This window comes from Amycolatopsis nigrescens CSC17Ta-90 (genome assembly GCF_000384315.1).
Lineage (GTDB): Bacteria > Actinomycetota > Actinomycetes > Mycobacteriales > Pseudonocardiaceae > Amycolatopsis > Amycolatopsis nigrescens.
The window spans coordinates 580,830-604,377 of record NZ_ARVW01000001.1 but is presented as its reverse complement, the minus strand read 5'-3'; the positions used below and the strand labels follow the sequence as shown (position 1 = coordinate 604,377).

Below are 23,548 nucleotides of genomic sequence, written 5' to 3'. Positions count from 1 at the left end.
GTTCCTTTCCGTCAGCCGGTGCGAAGCCAGGCGGTGGTGTCCGGCGGCAGCAGCCCGTCCACCAGCTCTCCGCTGGTGAGTAGCACCTTTTCGTGACGTGGCAAGGGAACGGGCTCGGCGGAGAGGTTGACCACGCAGCCGAACCCGGGGTCGCGGGTGAAGCTGAGCACGTCGGCCAGATGGACCTGCCAGCGCAGCTCGCCGTCCCCGAGCGCCTCCTCGGCGGCGCGCAGCCGCAGTCCGGCGCGGTACAGCTCGAGCATCGACCTTTCGACACCGGACTGCGCTTGGTAGGTGTAGCTGGCCCAGCCGGCGGGCTGCGGCAGCCAGGGAGTGCTGCCGTCCCGGCCGAAGCCGAACGGCGGCGCGGAGCCCGACCACGGCAGCGGTACCCGGCAGCCGTCCCGGCCGGGATCCGCGCCACCGGTGCGTTTCCACACCGGGTCCTGGCGCAGCTCGTCCGGCAGGTCCTCGATCTCCCACAGGCCGAGCTCTTCTCCTTGGTACACATAGAGGCAGCCGGGCAGCGCCATGGTCAGCAGCGCGGCCGCGCGGGCCCGCCTGGTGCCGAGTTCGCGGTCCACCGGGGTGCCGTGCCGTCGGTCGGCGAAGGTGAACCCGGTGTCGCCGGCGCGGCCGTACCGGGTGACCGGGCGGGTGACGTCGTGGTTGGACAGCACCCAGGACGCCGGAGCGCCGACCGCGCCGTGCGAGTCCAGGGTCCGCTCGATGACCTCCCGGAACCGCGCCGCGTCCCACGGGCAGACCAGGAAGTCGAAGTTGAACGCGGAGTGCAGCTCGTCCCGGCCGAGGTAGCGCGCCGTCATCGAAGGCTCGGGCAGCCACATCTCGCCGACCAGCGTGCGTTCCCCCGGGTAGCTTTCGGTGAGGCGGCGCCAGGACCGGTAGATGTCGTGCACGCCTTCCTGGTTGGAGAACGGCGCCTCCCCGCCTGCCGGGCCGAGGTCCGGCAGCGCTGGGTCCTTCACCAGCGCGTCGGCAACGTCGATCCGGAACCCGTCCACCCCGCGGTTGAACCAGAACCGCAGCACGTCCTCGAACTCCGCGCGGATCTCCTGGTTCTCCCAGTTGAAGTCGGGCTGGCGGGAGCTGTACAGGTGCAGGTACCACTCGCCAGGGGTGCCGTCCGGTTCGGTGACCCTGGTCCACGCCGGGCCGCCGAACCGGGAAGGCCAGTCGTTCGGCGGTTCGCCGCCGCCCTCACCGCGGCCGGGACGGAACCAGAACCGAGTGCGCTCGGCCGAGCCGGGCCCGGCGGCCAGCGCCTCGGTGAACCAGCGGTGCGCGTCCGAGCAGTGGTTCGGCACGATGTCGATGATCACTCTGAGGCCGAGCGCGTGCGCCTCGGCGATGAGCTGCTCCGCCTCGGCCAGCGTGCCGAAACTCGGCTCTATGTCACGGAAATCGGTGACGTCGTAGCCACCGTCGTCCATCGGGGACGGATACCAGGGGTTGAACCAGATCGCGTCCACGCCCAGCGCGGCCAGCTGCGGCAGCCTGGCCCGGACGCCGGCGAGATCGCCGGTGCCGTCGCCGTTCCCGTCGGCGAAGCTGCGGATGTAGACCTGGTAGATGGCGGCGTTGCGCCACCAGTCGGATTTCGAGCCGGCGGACGGTCGCTCGGAAGCGGTCACTTCGGTGTCCTCCTCGGGTCTTGGTGCGGGTTCAGCCCTTCAGGCCGCCGGCGGTGAGACCGGCGAGTATCTGTTTCTGGAACACCAGGAAGATCGCCACCATCGGCAGGCTGGCCAGCACCAGCCCGCCAACCAGCAGGTCCAGCCGCATGTCGATGGCCACCCGCTGCAGCAGCACGCTCAGCGTCTGCTTTGCCGGATCGGACAGCACCAGCAGCGGCCAGATGAAGTCCTTCCACGCGGTGACGATGGCGAAGATCGACACCACCGCGAGGATCGGCCGCGACATCGGCAGCACGATCTGCCACAGCACCCGCACCGGGCCGGCGCCGTCGATGCTCGCCGCGTCCATCAGCTCGTCCGGGATCTGGTCGAAGAACCGTTTCAGCACATAGATGTTGAAGGCGTTGGCGGCCGCGGGCAGCCAGATCGCGGCCGGGGTGTTGAGCAGGTTCACGCCAAGCAGCGGCACATCGGCGACGGTCAGGTAGGTGGGCACGAGCAGCGCCGACGCCGGCAGCATCAGGGTGAGCAGCATCAGCCCGAGCACCGCGTTGCCCAGCTTCGGTCGCAGCTTCGACAGCGCGTAGGCCGCCGGCACGTCCACCGCGAGCTGGATCGCCAGTGCGCCACCGGCGATCACCACCGTGTTGAGGAAGTACTTGCCCAGCTCCATTTCCTGCCAGGACTGGGCGTAGTGCTCCGGATGCCACTGCTCCGGCAGCAGGGTCGGCGGCACCTGGGCCAGCTCGGCCGGTGACTTCATCGCGCCGAGCACCGCCCAGGCGAGCGGGAACAGGAACGCCAGGGTGAACACCAGCAGGGTCACGGCGAAGACCGTCCAGTAGAGCACCTTGCCCCTGGTGCGGCGCAGCTGCGCGGGGGAGACCAGGGTGCGTGCCCCGGAACCGCGTGAGCCGGACATCGGCACCCCCTTCAGTTCGCCGACCTGGTCAGCCGGACATAGGTCGCGGAGAACACGCCGAGCGCGACGAACAGCAGCAGGCTCATCGCGCTGGCCGAGCCGAAGTCGTTGTAGACGAAGGCATAGCGGTAGAGCAGCAGCAGGATCGTCACGGTCGAGTCATCGGGCCCGCCGCCGGTCATCACGTACGGCTCGGTGAACACCTGCATGGTCGCGACGATCTGCAGCAGCAACAGCACCAGCAGCACGAACCTGGTCTGCGGCACCGTGACATGCCACAGCCGCCGCCAGATCCCGGCGCCGTCCAGCTCGGCCGCCTCGTACAGCTCGCCGGGAATGGTCTGCAGCGCGGCGAGGTAGATCAGCGTGGTGGTGCCCATATTGGCCCAGGTGGACACCAGCACCAGGGACAGCATCGCGGTGTCGCCGGAGTCCAGCCAGCTCAGGCCGGGCAGCCCGAACCGGTCCAGCACCTCGTTGAACAGGCCGGGACCCGGGTCGTAGAACCACTTCCAGAGCAGCGCGGTGACCACCGGCGGCAGCATCACCGGCAGGTACACCATCAGCCGGAAGTAGCCGCGGGCGTGCCGCATCTCGTTGAGCAGCACCGCGGTCGCGAACGGCACCGCGAAGCCGAGCAGCAGCGCGAGCCCGGTGAACAGCAGGGTGTTGCGCCAGGCCACGCCGAACAGCGGGTCCGCGAACAGCCGGGAGAAATTGTCAAGGCCGACCCAGTCCGGCGCGTGCACGAAGTCCACCTGCTGGAAGCTGAGCAGCACCCCGCGCACGATCGGATACCAGGAGAACAACGCGAAGCAGACGAGCGCGGCGGCCAGCAGGCCATAGGCGGTGAGCTGGCGCCGGATCACTTGACCTGTGCCAGCACGCTGTTGACCTTGGACTCGGCCGCGGTCAGCAACTGGCCGGCGTCCGCGTCGCGATCGGTCAGCACGGCCTGCATGACCCCGTCCAGCGCGGCGTAGACCTGTTGCGCGGCAGGCGGTTCGACGCTGCCCCTGATGCTGTTCGCGGTGTCCATATAGGACCGGTAGTTCCCGGCGGGCACGTTGGCGTACTTGGCCTTCACCTGTTCCATCTGCTCGCGTACCTGGCCCTGCCAGATGTCCGGGGTCGGCTGCGCTGGCAGGCCCACCGGCTGCTCGCCCTCGGCGAAACGCCGGGTGAAGGAGTCGAAGCGGTCCGGGTTCAGGTACTTCCACTGGAGCCAGGCGAGTCCGGCCTTGATCTTTTCCGGGGTGGCCTTGGGATTGAGCATGTAGCCCTCGCCGCCGAGCAGGGTGCCCCGCCCTTCCGGCATCCCGGCCAGCCCGTAGTCCTCGTACCGCCCGTTGAACTGCTTGACCAGCACCGGCACGTTCTCCGGTGCGGCCAGGTACATGCCGAGCTGCCCGGCGCCCATCATGCGCTGCACGTCGGTGGCTTCGAGCAACTGCTTGCTGCCCATCGAGTCGTCTTCCCAGCGCATCTTCCGCAGCTGCTCCAGGGCGGCCCGGCCCTTGTCGTTGTTGAAGTCCGCCTTCCAGGTGTCGCCTTCCTTGCGGGCGACCTGGCCGCCGAGCGAGTACAGCCACCCGGTCAGATGCCAGCCGCCCTGGTTGTTCTTGCTGAGGTCGGCGTAACCGACGGTGCCGTCACCGAGCGCGGCGATCCGCTTGGCCGCGGCGCGCACCTCGTCCCAGGTCTTCGGCGGGCGGTCCGGGTCGAGCCCCGCCTTGCTGAACAGCGCACGGTTGTAGAGCAGGCCCATCGAATAGTTGGCGGTGGGCAGGCCGTAGACGCGGCCCTTGGCGTCCTTGAAGTTGTCCAGCAGCTGCGGCTGCAGGTTCGCGACCTGCGGCAGCGCGGCGACCTCGTCGGTGATGTCGGCGGCCTGGCGGCGGGCGATGATCTGCGCCGGGTCGGTGAAGTAGACGTAGAAGACGTCCTCCAACTGGCCACCCGCCAGCTTCGAGGAGAACACCTTGGGGTCCATGAACCCCTCGTGCGGCTCGATGTCGATGTCCGGGTGGGACGCCTCGAACTCGGCCACGTCCTGGTCGAAGATCGTGCGCTCGAAGGGCTGGGTCTGCGGCGGCTGGCCGGAGACGGTGATCGTCACCTTGCCGCCCGGCCCCTGCCCGTCGCCTGCGTCGCCGCTGCCGCAGGCCACCAGGCCGAGGACGACAGCGGCTGTGGTGAGGGAACTGACCAGCCGTCGGACACCGAGTCTCTTCATGGGGATGCCTCTTTCACGAACGCAGCGACGGGAACGTGAGCAGCATCACTCTAAAGTGTGAAGCAGACTAGTGCAATAACTGAATGAAAATCTGAAAGATCCAGACTATGAGTTGCCCCCGGTCGCCCGCGCGGTCGAGCCGCGCACCACCAGCTCGGGCGCGAACAGCAGCTCCTCGGCCTGCACCTGCCCGCCGTCGATGCCCCGGACCAGGATCTCCACCGCGGCCTGCGCCATCGCCTCGATCGGCTGCCTGATCGTGGTCAGCGGCGGGTCCACGCACTTCATCAGCGCCGAGTCGTCGTAGCCGACCACCGAAACCTCGCCCGGCACGGACCGGCCGAGCCGGCGCGCCGCCCTGATCGCGCCCAGTGCCAGCGGGTCGCTGGCGCACAGCACCGCGGTGACGTCGTGGCGCAGCAGCCGGGTGGCCGCCGCCTGGCCGCCCTCCAGGGAGAACATGCCGTGCTCCACGAACTCCGCGCGGCCCGCCCCGAGGTGCCGTTCGAAGGCGGCGCGCTTGCGCTGGGACGGTACGTGGTCCGGGGTGCCGAGCAGCAGCCCGATCCGTTCGTGGCCAAGGGAAATCAGGTGGTCCAGGGCCTGCTCCACGGCGGCCGCGTCGTCGCAGCTGACCCTGGGCAGGCCGAGCCGCTCGACCGCGGCGTTGATCAGCACCGCGGGCAGCCTGCGGTCGGTCAGGTGCTGGTAGTGCGTGTGCGGCGCGTCCGCCTGCGCGTAGAGCCCGCCGGCGAAGAGCACCCCGGAAACCTGCTGCTGGAGCAACAGGTCCACGTACTCGCTTTCGGTCACCCCGCCCGCGGTGCGGGTGCACAGCACCGGGGTGAACCCCTGCTGGGCCAGTGCGTTGCCGATGATCTCGGCGAACGCGGGGAAGATCGGGTTCTGCAGTTCGGGCAGCACCAGCCCGACCAGCCTGGCGCGCTCGCCGCGCAATTGGGTGGGACGCTCGTAGCCGAGCACGTCCAGTGCGGTCAGCACCGCGGTGCGGGTGGACGCGGAGACACCGGGCCGCCCGTTGAGCACCCGGCTGACGGTGGCCTCGCTGACCCCGACCTTCTTGGCCACCTCGGTAAGTCGACGCTTCATAGCCGCAAGTATGGAACAGGTTTGCGCAAACTTTCGAGCAAGTTTTCGGGCGTGTCCCGTGACCGGTGTCCGGAAATAGGGGCACGCAGTACGTTCTCCGTACACGTTGGTCCGCTATCGTCGCCTGCGGGGTCGCCCGCACGGGAGGTGTAATGGGTTCCACGCAAGGAAGTACGGCCTGGGCCGGGCTGGTCGACGACGCCGCGCTCTTCCCGCCCGGTGACGCGCCGATGGCCGAGGCGGTGCCGGCCCACCGCGCGCACCGGGAGGCCTGGTACGCGGAACTGGTCGGGCCGTTCGTGGTCGCCGCCGCCAAACTGGGCGAGCTGACCCGGACGCTGGACGACCGCCCGTTGGACGTCAGCATCACCGCGCCCGGCGGTCCCGCCCAGCTGTCGGCCGCCTGGGGCGAGCTGCCCGGCACGCCGATCCGGCCGGTCGCCGTGGAGGTCGCGGTGCCGGCAGACCTTCCGATCACCGACCTGCTGCGCACGCTCGACGAACGCCTCCCCGACGAGGTGCTCGGCTTCGTGGAAGTGCCAAGGGGCGAGGAGTCCGAGGCCGTGCTGGACGCGCTGGCCGGCACCCGCTACCTGGCGAAGTTCCGCACCGGCGGCACGGTGGCCCGCGCGTTCCCCGGCGAGCCCGAACTGGCCGCCGCGATCCTCGGCTGCGTGGACCGGGAGCTGCCGTTCAAGTGCACGGCCGGGCTGCACCACGCGGTCCGGCACACCGCGCCCGACACCGGGTTCGAGCACCACGGCTTCCTCAACGTGCTGCTGGCCACCGCGGCCGCGCTGGACGGCGACCGCGGCCTGGCCCGGATACTGGCCGAGCGTTCCGGCGAACGGCTCGCGGCGGCCGTGGCCGCGCTCGGCGGCCCGCGGATCGCCGAGGTCCGCCGGAGCTTCCGCTCGCTCGGCTCGTGCAGTGTCACCGAGCCGCTCGACGACCTGGCCGCACTGGGCTTGCTGGACGAACCCGACACCGAGGGAAAGGACTGAGATGAGCTGGCTGGACCTGCCGGAGGACTCGCTGTTCGGGGTGGCGAACCTGCCCTACGGCGTGTTCGAACCCGAGGGCGGGACCCCGCGCGCCGGGGTGCGGATCGGTGACCTGGTGCTCGACCTCGCCGCGGCGCTGGCGGACCCGGTGTTCGACCGCCCGGACCTCAACGGGTTCCTGGCGCAGGGCAGGGCCCGCTGGAGCGAGGTCCGCGCGAGCGTGCGCGACCTGCTCACCGACCCTGGGCACCGGCCGCGGATCGAGCCGCTGCTGTACCCGCTGGACCAGGTGCGGCTGCGGCTGCCGTTCGAAGTAGCCGACTACGTGGACTTCTACGCCAGCGAAAACCACGCCACCAACCTCGGCCGGATGTTCCGGCCGGACTCGGCGCCGCTGACGCCGAACTGGAAGCACCTGCCGATCGGCTACCACGGCCGGTCCGGCACGGTGGTCGCGTCCGGCACGGAGATCGTCCGCCCGCGCGGCCAGCGCAAGGCCCCCGACGAGGCCGCGCCCACCTTCGGCGCGTCCCGGCGGCTCGACATCGAGGCCGAGGTCGGTTTCGTGGTCGGCACCGGCTCGGCGCTCGGCACGCCGATCCCGGTCGGCGGTTTCGCCGAGCACGTGTTCGGCGTCTGCCTGGTCAACGACTGGTCCGCGCGTGACCTGCAGGCATGGGAGTACGTCCCGCTCGGCCCGTTCCTCGGCAAGTCCTTCGCCACGTCGGTGTCGCCGTGGATCGTGCCGCTGGAGGCGCTCCAGCACGCGCGGGTCGCCCCGCCCGAGCGCGACCCGGAACCGCTGCCGTATCTGGCCGACGACGAGAAATGGGGCCTGGACCTGCGGCTGGAGGTACGGCTGAACGGGCACCTCGTGTCCAGGCCGCCGTTCTCCTCGATGTACTGGACCCCGGCGCAGATGCTCGCGCACCTGACCGTGAACGGCGCGTCGGCGCGCACCGGCGACCTCTACGCCTCCGGCACGGTCAGCGGCACCGAACGGGACGAATACGGTTCGTTCATCGAGCTGTCCTGGGGCGGCAAGACCCCGGTCGAGCTGCCCGACGGGGAGACCAGGACCTTCCTGGAGGACGGCGACGAGGTGCGCATCACCGCGATCGCGCCGGGACCGGACGGTGACTTCATCGGGTTCGGCGAGGTCACCGGCCGCGTGACACCCGCACTCGGCGACTAGCTTCACCCCGGTACGAGCCCAACGTGACATTCGGTCCCTAGAACACACCAAACGTCACATTGGGCTCGTACGGGTTGGAGGTAAAGGGCGCTTTCGTGCGGTCTGGCGGAGACGACCCAATGTGACGTTTGGCCAATAGAGCGAGCCGAACGTCACGTTGGGCCGGTGGGTGGCGGTACCGGCGCTCGGGGGCTAGTCGTCGGCGAAGCGGAGGACTCGCAGCATGCTTTGTTCGTCGGCTTGCTGCGGGTCGTCCGCCACGCAGCCGGCCAGCCGTTCGCGCAGGGCGCCGGCGTCGATGCCGGCGCCGATCAGCACCAGCCGGGTGCCGCGTTTCTCCCCGGATGCCCAGTTCGACCTGGTGAAGCGGAGATGGGCGCCGACGGTCTGCATGCCGAACCGCTGCTGGTGGCCGGTCACTCCGAAGTAGACGAACCCCTTGATCCGGTACAACCCGGCCGGCCGGTCGTCCAGGAACGCCATGAAGCGGCGCGGGTCGAGCGGGTGGTCCGTGCTGAACTCCACGCTCTGGTAGGCCGAGTGCAGATGGTCAGGGTGTTGTTGGGCACAGTGGTCGTGTTCGTCGTGGTCGTGGCGCAGGTCGTCGAAGGACAGCTGCCCGGTCGCCGGCTTGGTCTCCCGGCGTTCGAAGAGCAGCTCCGGGTCGACCCGGCCGTGCGTGCTGGTCAGCACCGGGGTGCCGGCGGCGAGCCGTTCGACCGTTTCGGTCAGGCTTCGCCGTGCCGGCTCGTCCAGGCGGTCGATTTTGTTCAGCAGCACCAGATCGGCGAAGCGCAGGTGCTGGTCGAGCTCGGGGTGGCGGGCCCGGCTGTGCTCGAACTCCGCGGCGTCCACCACCTCGACCAGTCCGCCGTAGACCAGGTTCGGGTCGCTGCCGGCGAGCACCAGCCGGATCAGGTCGCGCGGTTCGGCCAGCCCGCTGGCCTCGATCACGATCACGTCGATCCGTGCCCGCGGCTTCGCGAGCCGGGCGAGCAGCTTGTCCATGCCGGTGGCGTCCACGGCGCAGCAGAGGCAGCCGTTGCTCAGCGAGATCATCGAGTCGACCTGGCCGGCCACCGTCATCGCGTCGATGTTGATGCTGCCGAAGTCGTTGACCACCACCCCGATCCGGGTGCCGGTGCTGGTGTTCAGCAGGTGGTTGAGCAGCGTGGTCTTCCCGGAGCCGAGGAAGCCGGCGACGATGATGACGGGGATGGGATTCCGGTTCCTGGCCAACGACTTTCCTCCGTGCGGCGGCGAGGGCGAGCATAGCGGGCGGCTTTGAGTCCACCCAGTGCCCACCCGGACCGGCTCGGTACCCGCGGTGACCGGAAGGTGAATTCCCCGCCCGCCACCGGGGACGCGGAGGACGTACCCGACGCCTGCGGTAAAATTTCGTCATGGGTGGTCTCCGTTCGCGTTTCCTTGCTTGGCTTGGGCGCAAGTATCTTGCGCGCACACAGAAAAAGGGCTTCGACCTGTCGAAGATCTCCCTGCTGCCGGACGCGGCTTTGATGCCGTTGAAGCGGGACGGCCTCGACCCGGTGGGTGAGCTGGGTCGCAAGCGCGAGGAGGAGCCGATCAGCAAGCTCTCCCTGCCGTTCGGCATGACCGCCTGGCTGGTCACCGGGTACGAGGAGACCAAGGCGGTGCTCGCCAACGTCAAGGGGTTCAGCAACGACTTCACCAACCTGGTCGGCAGCGCAGGGGTGACCGAGGAGCAGAACCCCGGCGGCCTCGGTTTCGCGGATCCGCCGGTGCACACCCGACTGCGCAAGCTGCTGACCCCGGAATTCACCATGCGGCGGCTGAATCGGCTCACTCCGCGTATTCAGTCGATTGTGGAAGAGCAGTTGGATGCAATGGCGAAGGTCGACGGGCCGGTCGATATGTGGGAAGCCTTTGCGCTGCCCATTCCTTCGCTCACCATCTGCGAATTGCTCGGCGTGCCCTATGAGGACCGGGACGAATTCCAGCGGCTGAGCACCGCGCGTTTCGATTTGTTCGGTGGCGCCGGCGCTTCGCTGGGGGCGATCTCCGAGTCGCTGACCTACCTGCTCGAAGTCGTGAAGAAGCAGCGCGAGGCACCCGGTGACGGGCTGCTCGGCATGCTGGTCAAGGAGCACGGCGACGAGATCGACGACCGCGAGCTGGCCGGGCTGGCCGACGGGCTGCTGACCGGTGGACTGGAGACCACCGCGAGCATGCTGGCGCTGGGCACGATCGTGCTGCTCAAGGACCCGGACGCGTTCAAGCTGGTGCACGACGACGATGACGCGATCAACGACTTCGTCGAGGAGCTGCTGCGCTACCTGACCGTGGTGCAGATGGCCTTCCCGCGGTTCGCCAGGGAGGACATCGAGGTCGCCGGCGCGAAGATCGCCAAGGGGGACATCGTGCTGCCGTCGCTGAGCGCGGCGAACCGCGACGCCGGCCTCGGCGAGCACATGGAGGGCTTCGACGGCACCCGGCCCGCCACCTCGCACCTGGCCTTCGGCTACGGCGTGCACCGCTGCATCGGCGCGGAACTGGCCAAGATGGAGCTCCGGGCGGCCTATCCCGCACTCGTGCGCCGCTTCCCGGAGATGCGCCTGGCGGTGCAGCCGGAAGAGCTGTCCTACCGGAAGGTCTCCATCGTCTACGGTGTCGAGTCCCTCCCCGTGCTGATGAAGTAGTTCACGTGGAGCTGGAAGGCAGGGTGGCGCTGGTGACCGGCGCCAGCGGTGGTATCGGCGGCGGGATCGCGAAGCGGTTCGCCGAAGCCGGGGCGCGGGTCGTCGTGCACTACCGCACCGACGCGGACGGCGCCGGTGCGGTGGTCGAGGCGATCGAGTCGGCCGGTGGGGTGGCCCGCGCCGAGCAGGCCGACCTGCGCGAAGGGGCCGAAGACCTGGTCGAACGGACGGTGCGGGCCTACGGCAGGCTGGACGCGGTGGTCGCGAACGCCGGGGTGCAGCCGATGACGCCGCTGCCCGAGATGACGCTGACCGAGTGGCGCGCGGTGCTGGAGGTCAACCTGGACGCCACCTTCCTCGTCCTGCAGGCCGCGTACCGCCGGTTCGCCGCACAGGGCGACGGCGGCGCGGTGGTGGCCATCGGCTCGATCACCGGCAGCGGTCCGAAGCCGGGGCACGCGCACTACGCGGTCTCGAAGGCCGCGGTGCACATGCTCGTGCGCGCGGCCGCGGTGGAGTACGCCGCCCGCGGGGTGCGGGTGAACCTGGTTTCCCCCGGCCTGACCTGGCGTCCCGGCATCGAGCAGGAATGGCCGGAAGGCGTGCGGCAGTGGGAGTCGGACAACCCGCTGCACCGGCTCGGCCGCCCGTCCGACATCGCGGACGCCTGCCTGTTCCTGGTGTCCCCGGCCAGCTCCTGGGTCACCGGGCAGGAGCTGATCGTGGACGGCGGCACCTCGGCCGGTTCCACCTGGTGACCCCGCGCCGGTAGGCTCGGCGGAGCAGAATCGGCACGTCAGGAGCAGGGGAGCGAATGGAGCCGCCAGGCGCCGGCACGCACAACACGGTCAGCGGCCTGGCCGCGAACGTGGTCCAGCTGCGCGACTTCCACTTGCACCAGTCCCGTGAGACGAAGGTACCCAAGCAGGTGCCGTCGCCAGGCGCGTACTTCACCAACCAGGCGGACGCCATCGCCAGGGTCGGCGCTTTCGTGGCGCGCGAGCTCGACGCGCTGAAGATCGTGCTGATCATCGGGCAGCCCGGAGTCGGTAAGTCCGAGCTCGCCCGTCAGTGCGTGAAGCTCAACCAGGGCAACTATCCGGACGGGCACTTCTACGCCAATCTGGCCGGCAGCGCGGAACGGTCCGGGCTGGAGAGCGAGATCCTCAAGGAGTTCCTGCAACAGCTCGGGGTCCCACCGTCCGAGATACCGGACAGCCTGGAGGGCCGGGCCGCGCGGTTCCGGACCGAGACCCACGACCTGCGCGTGATGGTGCTGGCCGATCACGCGCTGACCGCCACCCAGGTCCGGATGCTCTCGCCGGGCGGGACCGGCTCGCTGGTGCTGGTCACCGCGGCGAGCAGGCTCGGCTCGCTGGCCACCGCCGGCGCGGTGGAGCTGATCGACCTGGAGCCGCTGCCGCTCGGCGAGGCGCGGAACCTGCTCGGCCGGATCGTCGGACCGGAACGCGTGGACGCCGAACCGGCCGCGGTGGCGGAGGTGCTCGGGTTCTGCGGGCGGCTGCCGATCGCGGTCTGCGTCGCCGGCGCGCTGCTCACCGTGTACCCGGGCCGCCGGATCGCCAGGCTGGCCCGCGACCTCGGGGACGAGCGGCAGCGGATGCGGCTGCTCTCCAAGGACGACGAGCTGTCCGTGCGGGCCGTGTTCACCACCGCCTACCAGCGGCTCGCGAACTCCGCGAAGTCCGCCTACCAGGTGCTCGGGCTGCATCCCGGCGGCGGCGAGGTCGGCCTCGGCGCGCTGGTCGCCGCGTTGGACCTGCCGGACGGCGAGGTCGAGGACGCGATGGGGGAGCTGGTCACGACCAGCCTGGTCCGGGAAACGGCCGAGGAACGGTACGAGGTGCACGACCTGGTCCGGCTGCACGCCCAGGAGGTCGTGCGCGAACGCCGGGATGAGGCCGGGTGGCACGAGGAGGCACTGGCCAGGATGCTGGCCTACTACCGCGACCGCGCGGTGGCCGCCGGTGCGCTGATGATGCCCCAGCGCGGCTGGTTGGAGCGGCTGTTCCGAGAGAGCCGAAAGAGCCGAGAGAGCCGAGAGAGCACTGCGCCTGACGTGTTCGCGTCACCTGAGGAAGCCAGTGACTGGGCCGAGCGCGAGCGGGGCAATCTCCGTGACCTGGCCGAGTTCGCGTACGGGCGCGAGGAGCTGGACCTGGTCTGCCTGCTCGCGGTCGCGCTGTGGCCGTTGCACGAAAAGGGCAAGCACGTCGAGGACCTGATCGCGGTGAACGGGCTCGGGGCGGACGCCGCGCGGCGGCTCGGGCGGCGGGACTGGGAGAGCCTGCTGCTCAGCCAGCAGGGTTTCGGCCATCAGTTCAACGGGGAGCCCGGCCGTGCGTTCGAGGTGTTCGAGGCGGGGCTCGCGCCGGCCCGCGAAGCCGGGTACGCCGAGCTGGAAGCGACCGCGATCGAAGGCATGGGGCTGGCCAGGTTGGCCGAGCAGCGCTCGGCCGAGGCACGCGAGCTGCTCACCGAGAACCTCGCGCTGGCCGGGAAGATCGGCGATCCGCGGCGGACCGCGCTGGCCCGGTTCCACCTGGCCAGGGCGGAGCGGCCGGAGCGTGCGCTCGAACTGCTCGTCCAAGCCCGCGAAGGATTCCTCGGCTTGCAGAAGCGCGAGGAAGCCAATCTGGCGAAGATCGCGCTTTGGCGCGGCCGCAAGTTGGTCGACGCCGGGCGGTTCGAGGAGGCGGCCGAAGCACTGACCGAGGCGCTGACCACGATGACGCGCGAGAGCAGGCCGTTCGACCGCGCCCAGATCCTGGAGATCCTCGGCGACCTCGCGACCGGGATCGGCGACCCCGCATCGGCGGCGAAACGGCACGATGAGGCGCTGACCGTCTACCTGACCTACGGGTTCAGCGTGCAGGCAGGCCAGCTGCGGAGCCGGCTCAGCGGATGAGCTTCGGGTGCAGGGTGGTCTCCCGGGGGCCGAGTCGTACCACCAGCTGGTCCGGAAGTGCGTGCAGGTCGTGGCCCTCGCTCAGCCAGGCGTGCAAGGCGGACGCGCAGATAGGGCCTTCGGCGTCGCCGGGGGAGAACCGCACCATGGTGGTGTCGCCCCGGCTGCCGACCAGCCAGTCGCCCTGGTTGTCCCGGCCGACCGCGAGCAGGCAGCCGGGCAGGGCGGCCAGCAACTCGGTCAGCGTGCGCGGCTCCACCGGGCCGCCGTCGTGCACCAGGATCTCGGCCAGTTCCAGCCAGCGGCGGCGCGGCTCCGCGGTGCTCACCACCAGATAGGTGTCCTCCGGCGGGCTGGGGGAGTGCAACGGCTCTGCTGGATGGCGGGTAAGCGTGACGTGCAGCAGGCCAGGCCCGGTCGCCTCCACCTTGGTGTGCACCAGATGGGTGCCCAGTGCTGAGGAGGGCACCGACGGAATGGGCACCGCGTCGGTGGCGCATTCGGTGTCCGGTTCGCTCAGCCGCAGTGCGCGGTAAACGGTGCCGCGCAGCCGTCGCGCCGACTCGCCCGGCACCGACGTGGCGAGGCTGGTGACCGCGGCCAGGTCGGCCGGACGGTGCGTGCGGATCGCCAGGTCGACCTGCTCGTGCAGATCCTCCCGCGGGTCGAGTTTCGGTGCGGCGACGAGGAAACGGCCGATCGCCGAACGCGGGTCCACGGTGTGCTCCGGCGCGGCGGCCAGCAGCACCGGGGTGCCAAGCGCGGCCGAGTAGAAGGTCACCGAGCCGTGGTCGCCGATGGTCAGGTCCGCGGCCACCAGCGCCGCCCGCCAGCCCTCCTCCGGCGGCAGCACCAGCACACCCGAGTCGGAGTTCTCCTTCTCCCACAGGTGCAACTGCCAGCTCGAGTGTCCAAACCAGACATTCGGGTGCACCGCGTAGACGATCCGGTACTCGTCGAGCGGGAGCCGGGCGGCCAGCCGCCGCACAAGCTCGTTGTTGCTGCCGTACAGCGATTCGTTGCCCCAGGTGGAGGAGACCACGACCAGCCGCTGGCCGGCCCGCACCCCGAGCGCGTCGCGGTAGAGCGCGCGCAGCGGCCGGCTGGCCAGCATCCGGTCGAAGCACGGGTCGCCGACCACCTCGGCCACCGCGGCGGCCTCCGGGCAGGCGTCCCGCAGGCGGGTCAGCTGCTCGGTGTGGGAAAGGCCGATCACGGTGGGCACCAGCACGCCGTCGTGCTCCAGCCATTCCGGGGACAGCCCGAACACCGGGTTGCCGTCGCCGGCGGTCAGGTACTTGTTGTAGCCCATCCCGTGCGGCAGGGTCAGGATCGGCGCTTGCAGCCGGTGCAGGTCACCGCCGTAGCTGCTGGAGATGGCCAGGTCGAAGCGGGTGCGCAGGGCCTCGTCCCACGGCATGGCGTCGATGCCGCGGTCCACCAGGTGCTTCGCCGTGCCGGCGGAGAACGCGGAGGAGCCGGGGGAGGTGAAGATCAGCTGGAGCCGCCGGTCGGTGGCCAGCAGGGGCAGCACGTCGAACAGCCGGGTGGCGGCGGTGACGTTGTGCACCACGGCCAGGATCGTGCGCTCGGCGACCCCGGTGGTCCATTTCGCCGCGTCCGCCCGGACCGGCACGCTGGTCCACGGCTGCACTGACCCGGCTGACACAACGGCCGATCTTACGGCGCGGCGCGCCCGGCTCAAACCGCCTCGGTGCTCAGTCCTGCTTGCGGTAGAGCGCGAACAGCGGGATCACCCGGCTGGTCTTCTCCTGGTACTCGCCGAAACCCGGGGCCATCTCCACGACGCGCGCGTAGACCTCGTCGCGCTCGGCGCCTTCGATCCGGACCGCGGTCGCCTGGTAGGACTCGGTGCCGACCTCCACCGTGACCTCGGGGTCGGCCAGCACGTTGTGGAACCAGTCCGGGTTGGTCGGCGCGCCGCCCTTGGACGCGATGATCACGATCCGCTCGCCGTCGGGCAGGTAGACCAGCGGCGTGGTGCGGGACTTGCCGGACTTGGCGCCGACGGTGGTCAGCAGCACCATGGGCATCCCCTCGAACGGCGGGCCGACCTTGCCGCCGTTCGCCCGGAACTCCGTGATGACGCGCTCGTTGAAGTTAGCCGGTCCCGCCTCGGACATGAAAGATCCTTTTCTTTCAGGGCAAGAAAAACCGGTCGTTCGCCGGATGCACCCTTGGCACCACCCTAGATCAGCGGCAGGGGACGCCGCCATGAGACGCCGCTCGCTTGACCCCGGTCCGATAGTCGGCGAAACTCGGAAAACTATCAACGCGGCTTGGGGGCGGCGGCCGAATGTCCTTTCTGGTACTTGCCTGCCGGGCGTTGCTGTTCGGCGTGCTCCTGCTGGGTGTAGCGGGCACGGCCCGCGACCGGGGCGGATGGGCGCAGCCGTCGACGGGGAGACCGCTGCCGGTGCTGGCCGGCGCCGAGGCGGGCACGGCCGTGCTGCTGGCCGTGCCGGCGGTGACGTTCGCCGGTTTCGTGCTAGCCGTGCTGCTGTTCGCCGCGGATCTGCCCGGTGCTCGCGTGGTGGCCGAAGTGGTCCGCAGCCTGACGCTGGCTGGGGTGGGCGCGGCCGGTCTGCTGCTGGCCTTCGCCACCGGCCGGGTCGCGCCGGTCCACCCGGCGGAGGCGGCGCTGGGGCTGGCCGTAGCCGTGGCGGGTCTGCTGCTGGTGGTGTTCAGCGATCAGCGGTGGAACTGCCGGCGAAGCGTGCTGAGACCTCGGCTTCGGTGAGGCCGAAGTCGGCGAGCCGGTAGCGGTGCGCCGGGCGACGCTCGCCCGAAGTGCTCTCGGCCTGGATCGCCGCCATCCGCTCGCGTGCGTCGGTGCCCAGCGGGATGCCGAAACGCCGGTACACGGACTCGACGGTGCCGAGCGGGTCGGCGGTGAAGTCCTCGAACTGCACGTCGAAGAACCGCGCCGGATCGTGCTTCGCCCGGTCCGCGGTGAACCGCTCGAGTCCTCGCGTCCACAGGTCGAGCTGGTCGCGGCCGATGACGTCGGGGGTGAAACCGGTCGACCAGCCCGCGGTGGCCTGCGCGTTCAGGCTGCTGACCGACGCGATCACCGGAGCGGGGTCCCGGTGCGTCTGGATCACCAGCGCGTCCGGGTAGACCTCGAACAGCGCGTCCAGCGCGAACAGGTGACTGGGGTTCTTCAGCACCCAGCGCCGGCCGCGGTCGGGCAGGCCGATCAGCTGCAGGTTGCGCCGGTGCCGGCGGTAGGCGGGCACCCAGTCCCGCCCGGCCAGCCAGCGCGAGTAGCCGGGCAGGTGGGCCAGGCATTCGTAGGACACCGACATCATCGACTGGCGCAGCAGTTGCCAGCACTCCTCGACCATGTCGGCGGACATGTAGTGCGCGCCCATGAACTCCGGATGCTCCACGTGGTGCTGCCGGAAGCCCTGCTGGATCCGCTCGAACACCGGGTCATCGGCCCAGGTTTCGCGGGGTGGCCGGGGTTGCGGGACCTCGGTGAGCCACAGTTCGAGCCCCTGGTGCGCCGGGTCCTCCACGAGCAGCCGGTGCAGCGCGGTGGTGCCGGTGCGGGGCAGGCCGGTGACGAAGATCGGCCGCTCGATCGGCACCTCGGCATGTTCGGGGAACCGCCGCCACGCCGCTTCGCTGAGCAGCCTGGCCACCAGCGCGCCACGCAGGAACGCCCGTTTCACCTTGTTGCCGAACGGGGTCAGCGCCGCGTCGCGGGCATAGGACTCGAGCAGGACCTCGAGCCCTTCGCGGTATTCGCCGTGGCCGAAGTCGTCCAGCCCGGTGATCCTGGTGGCCGAGGCGTGCAGATCCTCGACCGTGCCCACGTTTTCGCGTCCCGCGCTCATCCGTGCCCTCCCTTCCGGTAAGAGTTCAGTGGTGGAACTCGCCGCCGTTGACGTCGAGGCACTGCCCGGTGATCGCGCGGGCCATCGGGGAGGCCAGGAAGACCACCGCGTCGGCGATCTCCGCCGGCTCCGGCAGCTTGCGCAGGTCCAGGGTTTCGGCCGTCTCGCGGTAGACCTCGTCCGCGCTGATCCCGCGTTGCTCGGCCAGATAGCCGAAGTACCACTTGAGCGAGTCGGCCCAGATGTAGCCCGGTGCCACCGAGTTCACCCGCACGCCCTGCGGCCCGAGCTCGCTGGCCAGGCTCTGCGCGAGCGCGAGCAGGCCGGCCTTGCTCATCTTGTACGCGCCGAAGCTGCGCCTGGAATGCCGCAGCACCGCGGAGTTGATCATCACCACCGAGCCGCCGGACTCGGTCAGCGCCGGGGTGCACAACTGGGTCAGCCGCAGCGCGGCGAGCACGTTCGTCTCGTGCGCCCGCCGGATATCGGCCAGTTCGGTCCCCCCGAGGTCGGCCAGCGGCGGGATGGCGAAAGCGTTGTGCACCAGCGTGTCCACCCGGCCGAAGGTCTCCGTCGCGGTTTCGGCCAGCCGCCGGGCCGACTCGTCGTCGGTGATGTCGGTGCGCACCGCCAGCGCGCGACGGCCCAGCGCGGTGACCTGCTCGGCCACCTCGGCGAGCCGGGATTCGGTGCGGGCGGCCAGCACCACGTCGGCACCGGCCTTCGCGCACTGGAGCGCGATCGCCTGCCCGAGACCGGGGCCGACCCCGGACACGACCACCACCTTGCCGGTCAGCACCGGGCTCACCCCAGCATCCTGGTCGCGACCGCGGCCTGGCGGGCGGCGATCCGCGCGGCCCATTCCGCCGGCGTCACCCGCGCTTCCCGGTAGTACGGCAGCCGTTGCGGCAAGTCCCCGACGTCGACGATCTCCACTTCGGGCCCGTCCGCCGCGGTGAGCTCGCGGGACAGCCGCTGCCAGCGAATCTGGATGTAGCCCCGGTCGTGCCCGGTGCGTTCCAGCCAGTTCGCCACCCCGGGGTCGCGTTCGCTGATCACGAACCGGATCCGGCCGTCCGGGTCCACCCTGGCCTGGTCCGCGGTGAGGCTGGTCTGGTGGTTGACGAAGTCCAGCGAGATGTACCACATGGTGCCGAGCTGGATGCCTTGATACGGCGCTTCGGAGGCCGGCACGGTGAGCACCATGGCCTGCTCGTCGGTGAGGTCGTAGTGGCCCACCGACGAGTACTGGGTGCTCAGCCCGCCGGGGGTGCTGCGCGGTTCGGTCATCGTGTTGACCGGCAGCTTGAGGTAGAACCACTCCGGGAAGGCGAGGAACGTCTTGAGCTGGGTGAGCAGGATCTTGCCCGCGGCGCCGTAGCGCTTGGCCAGCAGGTCCTTCGACAACGGCGCCGGCGCCATGCCGACCCGGTCCGCGCGCTGGATGCGGATGTTGCCGCGGCGTTCGGTGTCCCAGTCGCTGTACACCTCGCGCACCAGCAGCATGGCCGCGCCGGGGCCGAGGGTGAAGTAGTTCGGCCCGGCGTCCGCCTTCGCCGGGCCGAACCGCAGCTCGAAGCGGCCGTCCTCGTCGATGGTGATTTCCCGGTCGTCGAAGGCGGAGAGGCTGTCCGGGACGTCCACCGGGGAGTAGGCGCCGTTGAGGATCTGGAAGCTGAGATCGCTGGTGCTGCCCCTGGTGCCGGAGACGATGTACTCGACGTCGTCCCGGATTCGGGCGTTGTAGTAGAGCGTGTCCGGGTTGTCCAGGCCGACCTTCGTGTAAGGCGTGGCGGACTGGGTGAAGTACGGGAAGTCGCGCTCGTACCCCCATGCCGACTGCACCGCGGCGCGGATGCTGCCGGCCAGATAGTCGTAGCCCTCCACCAGATCCCGCTCCGACCGCACATGGGGCGCCTCGGTGATGACCTTCTCCGCCTCGGTGATGGCATCGGCGAAGGACTGAGTGAGCATCCACGGCCTCCTCGGGCTGGTCCAAATCTGTACCGGCCTGGTACATTTCAGTTCGGTCAGATTAGAACGTGTTCTAGGAGTTGGCAATGACTTCGGAGATTTCGGAAGTCTCGAAGGCGCCGGCCCGGCGTTCCCCGCCGACCGAGCGGGTCGTGCGGCTGCTCGACTTCTTCGTGGCCAACGGCGGCGCCGGGTTCGGGCTGTCCGAGCTGGCACGGGAACTGGGCCTGAGCAAGCCCACCTGCCTCGGCATCGTGACCGAGCTGTCGGCGGGCGGCTACCTGGTGCGAGACCCGGTGCACAAGACCTACCGGCTCGGCCCCGGGCTGATCGCCGCGGGCAGGCTGGCCCAGGACGAGTTCGCGGCCGCCGCGCTGGCCGGGCCGCGGCTGGCCGAGCTGAGCGAACGCTACGGCACCACCTGCACCGCGTCGGCGGTCACCGGCGGGCAGATCGTGGTGCTGGAAAGCGCCGGCCCGCGGGGAAAGACCGCCGTCCAGGTCGGCCAGCGCTACCCCTTCGCGCCGCCGGTCGGGCTGATGTACGTGCTCTGGGGCCCCGACTCCGGGCTGACGGACTGGCTGGCGAAGCCGCCCATCTTGCCGATGAGCCTGGACCGGAAGCTGCTCCGGCGGGTGGTCACCGAATGCCGCGCCCGCGGCTACCTGGCGGAGAGCCTGACCGCGGCCGGGCAGCGGCTGCACAAACTGATGTCCGGGGTCGCGGCCTACGACCTGCCCGACGAACTGCGCGAACTGGTCGGTGAGCTGGTGTCCAGCCTGGGGGAGCGGGTGTACCTCGACGCGGAGCTGTCGCCGCGCGGCCAACTCCCGGTGAGCCTGCTCGCGGCGCCCACCTTCGGCGCGGACGGCCGCCAGGAGCTCGTGCTCACGCTGTACGTCGGGGACACGATCTCCGGCGCCGAGATCGCCCGCCGCGGCGCCGCGCTGGCCGCCGCCGCGAACGCGGTCACCGAGGCGGCGGGCGGCAAGAAACCCGAGGCGTGGACAGGGTACTCCGGCGGCGAAAGGGGGGATGCCCGACTTGATGGATTTATCTCAAGCTGAAACTAATCTTGTCTGCCTGCTTTCACCCTTGTTGACCGGTCCCGAAAACTTGACCAAGCTTTATTTTGGCTGATGGGGGTTTCACCGTGACTGTGCTCTCCTCGAACACCGCTAACTCGGCCGGGTCTGCAACACCCGCGACCTACGAGCTGTCCCACCTGCACGCGCTGGAAGCCGAGGCGGTGCACATCTTCCGCGAGGTCGCGGCCACCTTCGAGCGGCCGGCGCTGCTGTTCTCCGGCGGCAAGGACTCGATGGTCATGCTGCACCTGGCGGCCAAGGCATTCTGGCCGGCGCCGCTGCCGTTCCCGGTGGTGCACGTGGACACCGGGCACAACTTCGACGAGGTGATCGAGTTCCGGGACCGCGCCGCCGCCGACTACGGCGCGCGGCTGCTGGTGGCCAGCGTGCAGGACGACCTGGATGCCGGCCGGGTGGTGGCCGAGACCGGGCCGAGGGCGAGCCGGAACCGGCTGCAGACCACCACCCTGCTGCGGACCATCACGGAGAACCGGTTCGACGCGGTGTTCGGCGGTGCCCGCCGGGACGAGGAAAAGGCGCGTGCCAAGGAAAGGGTGTTCAGCTTCCGCGACGAGTTCGGCCAGTGGGATCCCCGCAACCAGCGGCCGGAGCTGTGGAACCTCTACAACGGACGGCACCGCAAGGGCGAGCACATCCGGGTCTTCCCGCTGTCCAACTGGACCGAGCTGGACATCTGGTCCTACATCGAGGCGGATCGGATCGACCTGCCCTCGCTCTACTACGCGCACCGCCGCACCGTCTTCCCGCGCGACGGCATGCTGATCGCGCTCACCAGGTTCGTCACCCCCGAAGAAGGCGAAGAGCCCTTCGACGCACTGGTGCGCTTCCGCACCATCGGCGACGCCACCTGCACCGGTTGCGTGGAGTCGAGCGCCGCCAGTCCCGACGCGGTGCTCACCGAGGTGGCCGCGACCAGGATCACCGAACGCGGTGCCACTCGTGCCGACGACCGGATCTCCGAAGCCGGTATGGAGGACAGGAAGAAGGAAGGTTACTTCTGATGCAACTTCTTCGCCTGGCCACCGCGGGCAGCGTCGACGACGGGAAGTCCACCCTGATCGGCAGGCTGCTGTTCGACTCCAAGACCGTGTTCACCGACCAGCTCGCCGCGGTGGAGCGCACCAGCCGCGAGCGCGGGAGCGACTACCCCGACCTCGCGCTGCTCACCGACGGCCTGCGCGCCGAACGGGAACAGGGCATCACGATCGACGTGGCACACCGCTACTTCGCCACCCCGAGGCGCCGGTTCATCATCGCGGACACCCCGGGACATCCGCAGTACACCAGGAACATGGTCACCGGTGCGTCCACAGCGGACCTGGCGCTGGTGCTGATCGACGCCAGGCACGGGGTGCTCGAGCAGTCGCGGCGGCATGCGTTCCTGGCCAGCCTGCTCGGCATTCCGCACCTGGTGCTGTGCGTGAACAAGATGGACCTGGTCGACTGGTCGCAGGAGCGGTTCGAGGAGATCCGCGAGGAGTTCAGCCGGTTCGCGATGAAACTGGACATCTCCGACCTGACCTTCGTGCCGATGTCCGCGCTGCTCGGGGACAACATCGTGCACCGCAGCGCCAGCATGCCGTGGTACGAGGGCACTTCACTGCTGCATCAGCTGGAAGAGGTGCACATCGCCTCGGACCGCAACCTGATCGACGCGCGATTCCCGGTGCAGTACGTGATCCGCTCGACGGACTACCGGGGCTACGCCGGCACGGTGGCGGGCGGGGTGCTCAAACCCGGCGACGAGGTGGTCGCGCTGCCGTCCGGGTTCACCACCAGGATCACCGCGATCCGGGGGCCTGGCGGGGTGCCGGTGGCCGAGGCGTTCGCGCCGCAGGCGGTCACCCTGCAGCTCGCCGACGAGCTGGACATCAGCCGGGGCGATCTGCTCTGCCGCCCGGGAAACCGGCCGGAGTCGGGGCACGACATCGACGCGATGGTCTGCTGGCTCACCGAAAGGTCCGCGCTCACCCCGGGCGCGAAGTACGTCGTCCGGCACACCACCCGCGACACCCGCGCCGAGGTGAAGGAACTGGACTACCGGCTCGACGTGCAGACCCTGCACCGCGACGAGTCGGTGGAATCGTTGCAGCTCAACGAGATCGGCCGGATCCGGCTGCGCACGCAGCGGCCGCTGCAGTTCGACCCCTACCGCCGCAACCGCACCACCGGCAGTTTCATCCTGATCGACGAGGCCACCAACAACACGGTCGCCGCCGGCATGATCGCCGGGCCGCGGCGGCAGAGCACGAACGTGGTGTGGCATTCCGCGGCAGTCGGCCGGGACGACCGCGCCACGCGCGGGCGCACGATCTGGCTCACCGGGCTTTCCGCGTCCGGCAAGTCCTCGATCGCGGTGGAGCTGGAGCGGCGGCTGGTCGCCGCCGGGACCCCCGCGTACCTGCTGGACGGGGACAACCTCCGGCACGGGCTGAACGCGGACCTCGGGTTCGCCGCGGCCGACCGGGCGGAAAACGTGCGTCGGGTCGGTGAAGTGGCGCAGCTGTTCGCGGACGCGGGCATGGTCACGGTGGTCTCGTTGATCAGTCCGTACCGGGCCGACCGGGAACGGGTGCGGGCCGCGCACCAGGCGGCGGGCCTGTCGTTCACCGAGGTGTTCGTGGACACGCCGCTGGAGGTCTGCGCCGAGCGCGACCCCAAGGGCTTGTACGCCAAGGCGATGGCCGGGGAGATCACCGGTTTCACCGGGGTCGACGATCCCTACGAGGCCCCGTTGCAGCCGGACCTGGTGCTGCGCCACGCGGACGGCGACCCCGCCGCGCTCGCCGGACTCGTACTCTCCACTTTGGAGCTCGAATAGCCGGCCCGCCGCCGCGGATCCGAGCGGGACGTCTCCTTCGTTGCTAGCC

General features: G+C 70.0%; 20 protein-coding genes. 9 read left to right on the top strand and 11 right to left on the bottom strand.

Annotated elements, in window-relative coordinates; translation table 11 throughout:
• Positions 1–11 precede the first annotated feature (11 nt).
• The 5 genes from AMYNI_RS0102795 to AMYNI_RS0102775 form a co-directional block, all read right to left on the bottom strand.
• On the bottom strand, positions 12–1,655 hold the full coding sequence (locus AMYNI_RS0102795; RefSeq protein WP_020666447.1) for a glycoside hydrolase family 13 protein: 1,644 nt from the start codon (positions 1,653–1,655) through the stop codon (positions 12–14).
• A 31-nt stretch (positions 1,656–1,686) separates the two neighbouring features.
• Positions 1,687–2,580 (bottom strand): carbohydrate ABC transporter permease, encoded by an 894-nt coding sequence (locus AMYNI_RS0102790; RefSeq protein ID WP_020666446.1) that lies wholly within the window; start codon positions 2,578–2,580, stop codon positions 1,687–1,689.
• A gap of 11 nt (positions 2,581–2,591) precedes the next feature.
• Positions 2,592–3,449 (bottom strand): carbohydrate ABC transporter permease, encoded by an 858-nt coding sequence (locus tag AMYNI_RS0102785; RefSeq protein WP_020666445.1) that lies wholly within the window; start codon positions 3,447–3,449, stop codon positions 2,592–2,594.
• Positions 3,446–4,816 carry an ABC transporter substrate-binding protein gene (locus AMYNI_RS0102780; RefSeq protein WP_020666444.1) on the bottom strand — a complete coding sequence of 457 codons (1,371 nt, stop codon included), beginning with the start codon at positions 4,814–4,816 and terminating at the stop codon, positions 3,446–3,448. Before AMYNI_RS0102780 ends, AMYNI_RS0102785 begins: the two co-directional genes overlap by 4 nt.
• A gap of 105 nt (positions 4,817–4,921) precedes the next feature.
• Positions 4,922–5,926: a LacI family DNA-binding transcriptional regulator gene (locus tag AMYNI_RS0102775; protein WP_026359977.1), complete on the bottom strand. Its 1,005-nt coding sequence runs from the start codon at positions 5,924–5,926 to the stop codon at positions 4,922–4,924.
• Positions 5,927–6,078: 152 nt separating this feature from the next.
• On the opposite strand from AMYNI_RS0102775, the gene AMYNI_RS0102770 reads away from it, so the two are divergent.
• Together AMYNI_RS0102770 and fahA are read left to right on the top strand one after the other, a co-directional pair.
• Positions 6,079–6,930, top strand: coding sequence for a hypothetical protein (locus tag AMYNI_RS0102770; RefSeq protein WP_020666442.1), 852 nt, complete (start codon positions 6,079–6,081; stop codon positions 6,928–6,930).
• 1 nt (position 6,931) lies between these two features.
• The gene (fahA, locus tag AMYNI_RS0102765) at positions 6,932–8,125 is read left to right on the top strand and encodes a fumarylacetoacetase (protein WP_020666441.1); all 1,194 of its coding nucleotides are present in this window, start codon (positions 6,932–6,934) and stop codon (positions 8,123–8,125) included.
• Positions 8,126–8,317: 192 nt separating this feature from the next.
• On the opposite strand, the gene AMYNI_RS0102760 is transcribed toward fahA, so the two are convergent.
• Entirely contained in the window at positions 8,318–9,364 is a 1,047-nt protein-coding gene (locus tag AMYNI_RS0102760; protein WP_020666440.1) for a CobW family GTP-binding protein, read from the bottom strand.
• 164 nt (positions 9,365–9,528) lie between these two features.
• Between AMYNI_RS0102760 and AMYNI_RS0102755 the strand changes: the two genes are divergently transcribed.
• From AMYNI_RS0102755 to AMYNI_RS0102745, 3 genes are read left to right on the top strand one after another with little or no spacing between them, the layout of a single operon-like run.
• Complete coding sequence (locus AMYNI_RS0102755) at positions 9,529–10,803, top strand: cytochrome P450 (RefSeq protein ID WP_020666439.1); 1,275 nt, start codon at positions 9,529–9,531, stop codon at positions 10,801–10,803.
• 5 nt (positions 10,804–10,808) lie between these two features.
• Positions 10,809–11,561, top strand: a complete 753-nt coding sequence (locus tag AMYNI_RS0102750) for an SDR family NAD(P)-dependent oxidoreductase (RefSeq protein WP_020666438.1) — start codon at positions 10,809–10,811, stop codon at positions 11,559–11,561.
• A 56-nt stretch (positions 11,562–11,617) separates the two neighbouring features.
• Positions 11,618–13,732 carry an NB-ARC domain-containing protein gene (locus AMYNI_RS0102745; RefSeq protein WP_020666437.1) on the top strand — a complete coding sequence of 705 codons (2,115 nt, stop codon included), beginning with the start codon at positions 11,618–11,620 and terminating at the stop codon, positions 13,730–13,732.
• Here the strand turns inward: AMYNI_RS0102745 and AMYNI_RS43405 are convergent.
• Together AMYNI_RS43405 and AMYNI_RS0102735 are read right to left on the bottom strand one after the other, a co-directional pair.
• Entirely contained in the window at positions 13,722–15,401 is a 1,680-nt protein-coding gene (locus tag AMYNI_RS43405) for a UDP-N-acetyl glucosamine 2-epimerase (protein WP_157357230.1), read from the bottom strand. The two genes, AMYNI_RS0102745 and AMYNI_RS43405, sit on opposite strands and share 11 nt — an antisense overlap.
• Before the next feature lie 49 nt (positions 15,402–15,450).
• Positions 15,451–15,876, bottom strand: a complete 426-nt coding sequence (locus tag AMYNI_RS0102735) for a nitroreductase family deazaflavin-dependent oxidoreductase (RefSeq protein ID WP_020666435.1) — start codon at positions 15,874–15,876, stop codon at positions 15,451–15,453.
• Between the two features lie 173 nt (positions 15,877–16,049).
• Here AMYNI_RS0102735 and AMYNI_RS0102730 point away from each other — a divergent pair, with 173 nt between their 5' ends.
• On the top strand, positions 16,050–16,493 hold the full coding sequence (locus AMYNI_RS0102730; protein ID WP_040405469.1) for a hypothetical protein: 444 nt from the start codon (positions 16,050–16,052) through the stop codon (positions 16,491–16,493).
• Here the strand turns inward: AMYNI_RS0102730 and AMYNI_RS0102725 are convergent.
• From AMYNI_RS0102725 to AMYNI_RS0102715, 3 genes are read right to left on the bottom strand one after another with little or no spacing between them, the layout of a single operon-like run.
• Positions 16,438–17,595 carry a sulfotransferase family protein gene (locus AMYNI_RS0102725; RefSeq protein ID WP_020666433.1) on the bottom strand — a complete coding sequence of 386 codons (1,158 nt, stop codon included), beginning with the start codon at positions 17,593–17,595 and terminating at the stop codon, positions 16,438–16,440. The two genes, AMYNI_RS0102730 and AMYNI_RS0102725, sit on opposite strands and share 56 nt — an antisense overlap.
• A 25-nt stretch (positions 17,596–17,620) precedes the next feature.
• Positions 17,621–18,457 (bottom strand): SDR family oxidoreductase, encoded by an 837-nt coding sequence (locus AMYNI_RS0102720; RefSeq protein WP_084628236.1) that lies wholly within the window; start codon positions 18,455–18,457, stop codon positions 17,621–17,623.
• Positions 18,400–19,569, bottom strand: coding sequence for a hypothetical protein (locus AMYNI_RS0102715; RefSeq protein ID WP_020666431.1), 1,170 nt, complete (start codon positions 19,567–19,569; stop codon positions 18,400–18,402). Before AMYNI_RS0102715 ends, AMYNI_RS0102720 begins: the two co-directional genes overlap by 58 nt.
• Before the next feature lie 86 nt (positions 19,570–19,655).
• Between AMYNI_RS0102715 and AMYNI_RS0102710 the strand changes: the two genes are divergently transcribed.
• The 3 genes from AMYNI_RS0102710 (at position 19,656) to cysC (ending at position 23,499) form a co-directional block, all read left to right on the top strand.
• Entirely contained in the window at positions 19,656–20,636 is a 981-nt protein-coding gene (locus AMYNI_RS0102710; RefSeq protein ID WP_020666430.1) for an IclR family transcriptional regulator, read from the top strand.
• Positions 20,637–20,728: 92 nt separating this feature from the next.
• The gene (gene cysD, locus AMYNI_RS0102705; protein ID WP_020666429.1) at positions 20,729–21,679 is read left to right on the top strand and encodes a sulfate adenylyltransferase subunit CysD; all 951 of its coding nucleotides are present in this window, start codon (positions 20,729–20,731) and stop codon (positions 21,677–21,679) included.
• Positions 21,679–23,499, top strand: coding sequence for an adenylyl-sulfate kinase (gene cysC, locus AMYNI_RS0102700; RefSeq protein WP_020666428.1), 1,821 nt, complete (start codon positions 21,679–21,681; stop codon positions 23,497–23,499). The genes cysD and cysC overlap by 1 nt, the downstream gene beginning before the upstream one ends.
• The last annotated feature ends 49 nt before the right edge of the window (positions 23,500–23,548 follow it).

Bases quoted from the DNA above. Each gene is read 5' to 3' on its own strand.
- AMYNI_RS0102725 (WP_020666433.1), bottom strand. From the start codon at position 17,595: ATGAGCGCGGGACGCGAAAACGTGGGCACGGTCGAGGATCTGCACGCC.
- AMYNI_RS0102730 (WP_040405469.1), top strand. From the start codon at position 16,050: ATGTCCTTTCTGGTACTTGCCTGCCGGGCGTTGCTGTTCGGCGTGCTC.
- AMYNI_RS0102710 (WP_020666430.1), top strand. From the start codon at position 19,656: ATGACTTCGGAGATTTCGGAAGTCTCGAAGGCGCCGGCCCGGCGTTCC.
- fahA (WP_020666441.1), top strand. From the start codon at position 6,932: ATGAGCTGGCTGGACCTGCCGGAGGACTCGCTGTTCGGGGTGGCGAAC.
- cysC (WP_020666428.1), top strand. From the start codon at position 21,679: ATGCAACTTCTTCGCCTGGCCACCGCGGGCAGCGTCGACGACGGGAAG.
- AMYNI_RS0102775 (WP_026359977.1), bottom strand. From the start codon at position 5,926: ATGAAGCGTCGACTTACCGAGGTGGCCAAGAAGGTCGGGGTCAGCGAG.
- AMYNI_RS0102755 (WP_020666439.1), top strand. From the start codon at position 9,529: ATGGGTGGTCTCCGTTCGCGTTTCCTTGCTTGGCTTGGGCGCAAGTAT.
- AMYNI_RS0102780 (WP_020666444.1), bottom strand. From the start codon at position 4,816: ATGAAGAGACTCGGTGTCCGACGGCTGGTCAGTTCCCTCACCACAGCC.
- AMYNI_RS0102720 (WP_084628236.1), bottom strand. From the start codon at position 18,457: ATGGGCCGCGCGGATCGCCGCCCGCCAGGCCGCGGTCGCGACCAGGAT.
- AMYNI_RS0102770 (WP_020666442.1), top strand. From the start codon at position 6,079: ATGGGTTCCACGCAAGGAAGTACGGCCTGGGCCGGGCTGGTCGACGAC.
- AMYNI_RS0102790 (WP_020666446.1), bottom strand. From the start codon at position 2,580: ATGTCCGGCTCACGCGGTTCCGGGGCACGCACCCTGGTCTCCCCCGCG.
- AMYNI_RS0102745 (WP_020666437.1), top strand. From the start codon at position 11,618: ATGGAGCCGCCAGGCGCCGGCACGCACAACACGGTCAGCGGCCTGGCC.
- AMYNI_RS0102715 (WP_020666431.1), bottom strand. From the start codon at position 19,569: ATGCTCACTCAGTCCTTCGCCGATGCCATCACCGAGGCGGAGAAGGTC.
- AMYNI_RS0102735 (WP_020666435.1), bottom strand. From the start codon at position 15,876: ATGTCCGAGGCGGGACCGGCTAACTTCAACGAGCGCGTCATCACGGAG.